The following is a 4,955-nucleotide window of genomic DNA, read 5'->3' as shown; positions in this document are numbered from 1 at the left end:
AAAAAACAATTAGCGAATGATTCTGGTAAAAAGAAATGCCACGCTATGAAGGCTCAAGCGATTGTCACAAGTCAAGGGAGAATTGTTTCTTTGGAGATCGCTGTGAACTATTGTCATGATATGAAGTTGTTCAAAATGAGTCGCAGAAATATCGGACAAGCTGGTAAAATCTTGGCTGACAGTGGTTATCAAGGGCTCATGAAGATATATCCTCAAGCACAAACTCCACGTAAATCCAGCAAACTCAAGCCGCTAATAGCTGAAGATAAAGCCTGTAACCATGCGCTATCTAAGGAGAGAATCAAGGTTGAGAATATTTTTGCCAAAGTATAGTAGATTGAAACTAGAATAGTACACATCTACTTCTAAAACATTGTTAGAAATCGATTTGACTGTCCTGATCGATTTGTCCTGTTCTTATTTCATTTCACTATGAAAACGTTTAAAATATTTTCAACAACCTATCGAAATCATCGTAAACGCTTCGGCTTACGAATGAATTTGATTGTTGGTATTATCAATCATGAACTAGGATTCTAGTTTTGCAGGAAGTCTAATCAAGAGGAAAGTAAATGACGATTAAGGTAATTGCGACAGATATGGATGGGACCTTGCTGGATGCTAGAGGCCAGCTTGATCTCCCACGCTTGGAAAAGATTGTGGATCAGTTGGATCAAAGGGGGATTCGTTTTGTCATCGCGACAGGGAATGAAATTCACCGCATGAGGCAACTACTGGAGCACTTGGTGGATCGAGTGGTTCTGGTTGTTGCCAATGGTGCTCATATTTTTGAAAACAATGAATTGATTCAGGCTCAGACTTGGGATGATGCCATTGTCGATAAGGCTTTGGCTCATTTCGAGGGTCGAGCGTGTCAGGATCAATTTGTTGTAACAGGGATGAAGGGTGGTTTCGTCAAGGAAGGTACCATTTTTACAGACCTTGAAAGTTTTATGACTCCAGAAATGATTGAAGAATTCTACCAACGAATGAATTTTGTGGATGAATTAACCTCTGACCTCTTTGGTGGTGTGCTCAAGATGAGTATGGTTGTTGGTGAGGAACGTTTGAATTCGGTATTGGAAGAAATCAATGACCTCTTTGATGGCCGTGTTCGGGCTGTATCGAGTGGCTATGGTTGCATTGATATCCTCCAAGCTGGAATTCATAAAGCATGGGGCTTGGAAGAATTACTCAAGCGTTGGGACTTGAACCCCCAACAAATCATGGCTTTTGGCGATAGTGAAAATGATGTTGAAATGCTTGAAATGGCTGGAATTGCCTATGCGATGGAAAATGCTGATGACAAAGCCAAAGCTGTGGCGACGGCTCTAGCGCCAGCCAATAGCCAAGGAGGAGTTTACCAAGTATTGGAAAACTGGTTAGAAAAAGGAGAATGAAGTAGCAGTACAGTTATTAGAAAATTGGTTACTAAAGGAACAAGAAAAAATCCAAACCAAGTATCGTCACCTAAATCAGGTTTCAGTTGTAGAGCCAGATATTCTTTTTATTGGGGATTCCATTGTCGAATATTATCCTCTGCAGGAGTTGTTTGGGACTTCAAAGACAATTGTCAATCGAGGAATTTGTGGCTATCAGACAGGACTGTTATTAGAGAATCTGGATGCGCATCTGTACGGTGGGGAGGTAGATAAAATTGTCCTTTTAATTGGGACGAACGATATTGGAAAAGATGTGCCTGTGAATGAGGCTCTCAATAATCTCGAAGCTATCATCAATCCATTGCTCGCGATTATCCACTGACTGAGATAAAATTACTTTCCATTTTGCCAGTTAATGAAGGCGAGGAGTATAAGCAGACAGTCTATATCCGCACGAATGAAAAAATTCAGAACAGGAATCACGCCTATCAAGAGCTTGCTTCTGCCTATATGCAGGTGGAATTTTTGTCAGTTTTTGACAGTTTGACAGACCAGGCGAGCCAACTAAAAAAAGAATATACAACTGATGGACTGCACCTCAGTGTTGCTGGTTATCAGGTTTTGACAAAAGCCTTGAAAGGCTATCTTTACTAAATAGCTAAATAAAGTTAAATTTGAGCATAATATCTTGTAAAAAATTCTAAAATCCTTTAAAATAAAAAGTGATGGAGGAATTTATGAATGTAAATCAGATTGTACGGATTATTCCTACTTTAAAAGTTAATAATAGAAAATTAAATGAAACATTTTATATTGAAACCCTTGGAATGAAGGCCTTGTTAGAGGAGTCAGCCTTCCTATCACTAGGGGACCAAACAGGTCTTGAAAAGCTGGTTTTAGAAGAAGCACCAAGCATGCGTACTCGTAAGGTAGAGGGACGAAAAAAACTGGCTAGATTGATTATCAAGGTGGAAAATCCCTTAGAAATCGAGGGACTCTTATCTAAAACAGATTCGATTCATCGATTATATAAAGGTCAAAATGGCTACGCTTTTGAAATTTTTTCACCAGAAGATGATTTGATTTTGATTCATGCAGAAGATGACAGAGCAAGTCTAGTAGAAGTAGGAGAAAAGCCTGAATTTCAAACAGATTTGGCATCAATCTCTTTAAGTAAATTTGAAATTTTCATGGAATTACATCTCTCGACTGATATCGAAAGTTTCTTGGAACCATCTGAAATTGGGGCATCCCTTGATTTTATTCCAGCTCAGGGGAAGGATTTGACTGTGGACAATACGGTTACCTGGGACTTATCTATGCTCAAGTTCTTGGTCAATGAACTAGATATATCAAGTCTTCGCCAGAAGTTTGAGTCTACAGAATATTTTATTCCTAAGTCTGAAAAATTCTTCCTTGGAAAAGATAGAAATAATGTTGAATTGTGGTTTGAAGAAGTATGAAGTGGACCCAGATTATTAAAAAAATAGAAGAACAAATCGAGGCAGGGATTTATCCCGGAGCCTCTTTTGCGTATTTTAAGGACAATCAATGGACGGAGTTCTATATTGGCCAGAGTCACCCAGAGCATGGCTTGCAGACTGAGGCAGGACTAGTTTATGACCTAGCTAGTGTCAGCAAGGTTGTTGGCGTTGGCACCGTTTTTACCTTCTTGTGGGAAAAAGGCAAATTAGATATTGACAGACCGGTAACCGATTTTTTAGCTGAGAGTGATTATCCAGACATCACTATTCGCCAGCTCTTAACCCATACTACAAATCTTGATCCTTTTATTCCCAATCGAGACCTTTTAACAGCTTCTGAATTAAAGGAAGCGATGTTTCATCTCAAGAGACGAAGTCAGCCAGCCTTTCTTTATTCAGATGTCCATTTTTTGCTGTTGGGCTTTATTTTGGAAAGAATCTTTAATCAAGATCTGGATGTGATTTTGCAGGAGCAAGTTTGGAAACCTTGGAAAATGAAGGAAACCCAGTTTGGATCTGTTGAGCTTGCTGTTCCAACAGTTAGAGGTGTAGAGGCAGGCATAGTGCATGATCCTAAGGCTCGTCTCTTGGGCAGACATGCTGGTAGTGCTGGTTTGTTTTCGACTGTAAAGGATTTACAAATCTTTTTAGAACACTATTTAGCAGATGATTTTGCAAGAGATTTGAGTCAAAATTTTTCTCCTTTGGATGACAAGGAACGTTCTTTGGCATGGAATTTGGAAGGAGATTGGCTAGACCATACGGGCTATACAGGTACCTTTATCATGTGGAATCGCCAGAAGCAAGAAGCGGCTATTTTCCTATCAAATCGTACCTATGAAAAGGATGAGAGAGCTCAATGGATTGTAGACCGTAATCAAGTAATGGACTTGATTCGTAAAGAAGAGTAAGGAGAGACATGTCAAATAGTTTAAAAGGGACTTTACTAACAGTTGTGGCAGGGATAGCTTGGGGCTTGTCAGGAACGAGTGGCCAATACCTGATGGCACACGGGATTTCGTCTCTGGTCTTGACCAACTTGCGTCTTCTAATCGCCGGTGGGATTCTTATGCTCTTGGCTTATGCTACTGCAAAGGATAAAATGCTGGCCTTTTTAACGGATAAGAAGAGTTTGCTGTCTCTTCTTATTTTTGCTCTAATTGGTCTATTTCTCAACCAATTCGCCTATCTAACTGCTATTCAGGAGACCAATGCAGGAACCGCGACGGTGCTTCAGTATGTTTGTCCTGTCGGGATTTTGATTTATAGCTGTATCAAGGATAAGGTGGCGCCGACACTGGGAGAGATTGTTTCCATCATATTAGCCATTGGAGGGACCTTCCTGATCGCAACACATGGGCAGTTGGACCAGTTATCTATGACACCTTCAGGTCTGTTCTGGGGTCTCTTTTCTGCTCTGACTTACGCACTTTATATCATTTTGCCCATAGCCTTGATTAAGAAGTGGGGGAGCAGTTTGGTCATTGGTGTGGGAAGGGTCATAGCAGGTTTGGTTGCCCTTCCTTTTACAGGAGTTCTACAGACTGCTATCCCAACTAGTCTTGATTTTCTCCTCGCTTTTGCGGGCATTATCCTTATCGGGACTGTCTTTGCCTATACAGCCTTTCTAAAAGGAGCCAGTCTGATTGGGCCGGTCAAGTCAAGTTTGTTGGCTTCAATTGAGCCAATTTCGGCTGTTTTCTTTGCTTTCCTAATCATGAATGAACAATTTTATCCCATTGATTTTCTTGGTATGGCAATGATATTGTTTGCTGTAACCCTGATTTCTTTGAAAGATTTACTCTTAGAAAAATAAAAAGACTCTTTGTCGTCCGTGACAGAGAGTTTTTGCCTAGTATTTTATACTCAATGAAAATCAAAGAGCAAACTAGGAAACTAGCCGCAGGCTGTACTTGAGTACGGCAAGGTGACGTTGACGCGGTTTGAAGAGATTTTCGAAGAGTATTAATTATTTTCAAGATAAAATTCAAAACGTTCGCCTACATATTGACTTTTTACGTATTCAAATGCAGTACCATCTTCTAGGTAGGAAACCTGAGTCAAACCAAGAATAGCATGTCCTTTTTCA

At 40.1% G+C, this 4,955-nt stretch carries 5 protein-coding genes and 3 pseudogenes; 7 read left to right on the top strand and 1 reads right to left on the bottom strand.

Annotated features, from left to right (window positions below):
- The 7 genes and pseudogenes from HT701_RS03785 to HT701_RS03755 form a co-directional block, all read left to right on the top strand.
- A pseudogene (locus tag HT701_RS03785) lies at positions 1-330 on the top strand (transposase family protein); the annotation flags it as partial.
- Between the two features lie 102 nt (positions 331-432).
- Positions 433-540 (top strand): annotated as a pseudogene (locus HT701_RS03780) (IS5/IS1182 family transposase); the annotation flags it as partial.
- A gap of 32 nt (positions 541-572) precedes the next feature.
- The gene (locus HT701_RS03775; RefSeq protein WP_023939132.1) at positions 573-1,400 is read left to right on the top strand and encodes an HAD family hydrolase; all 828 of its coding nucleotides are present in this window, start codon (positions 573-575) and stop codon (positions 1,398-1,400) included.
- 49 nt (positions 1,401-1,449) lie between these two features.
- A pseudogene (locus HT701_RS03770) lies at positions 1,450-2,036 on the top strand (SGNH/GDSL hydrolase family protein).
- 83 nt (positions 2,037-2,119) lie between these two features.
- The gene (locus tag HT701_RS03765) at positions 2,120-2,845 is read left to right on the top strand and encodes a CppA family protein (RefSeq protein ID WP_172923315.1); all 726 of its coding nucleotides are present in this window, start codon (positions 2,120-2,122) and stop codon (positions 2,843-2,845) included.
- Positions 2,842-3,777 carry a serine hydrolase domain-containing protein gene (locus HT701_RS03760; protein ID WP_172931237.1) on the top strand — a complete coding sequence of 312 codons (936 nt, stop codon included), beginning with the start codon at positions 2,842-2,844 and terminating at the stop codon, positions 3,775-3,777. The genes HT701_RS03765 and HT701_RS03760 overlap by 4 nt, the downstream gene beginning before the upstream one ends.
- Positions 3,778-3,785: 8 nt before the next feature.
- A complete protein-coding gene (locus tag HT701_RS03755; protein WP_172931236.1) occupies positions 3,786-4,682 on the top strand; it encodes a DMT family transporter in 897 nt (298 codons plus the stop codon).
- 149 nt (positions 4,683-4,831) lie between these two features.
- Here the strand turns inward: HT701_RS03755 and HT701_RS03750 are convergent.
- The coding region (locus HT701_RS03750; protein ID WP_172931235.1) for a UTRA domain-containing protein at positions 4,832-4,955 on the bottom strand (124 nt) is incomplete at its 5' end.

Source organism: Streptococcus sp. 10824 (genome assembly GCF_013276595.1).
GTDB lineage: Bacteria > Bacillota > Bacilli > Lactobacillales > Streptococcaceae > Streptococcus > Streptococcus pseudopneumoniae.
This window is presented reverse-complemented; position numbering and strand designations above follow the sequence as displayed.

What these genes read in the sequence shown, in the direction of transcription:
- HT701_RS03765 (WP_172923315.1), top strand. Translation starts at nt 2,120, where the DNA reads ATGAATGTAAATCAGATTGTACGGATTATTCCTACTTTAAAAGTTAAT.
- HT701_RS03760 (WP_172931237.1), top strand. Translation starts at nt 2,842, where the DNA reads ATGAAGTGGACCCAGATTATTAAAAAAATAGAAGAACAAATCGAGGCA.
- HT701_RS03755 (WP_172931236.1), top strand. Translation starts at nt 3,786, where the DNA reads ATGTCAAATAGTTTAAAAGGGACTTTACTAACAGTTGTGGCAGGGATA.
- HT701_RS03775 (WP_023939132.1), top strand. Translation starts at nt 573, where the DNA reads ATGACGATTAAGGTAATTGCGACAGATATGGATGGGACCTTGCTGGAT.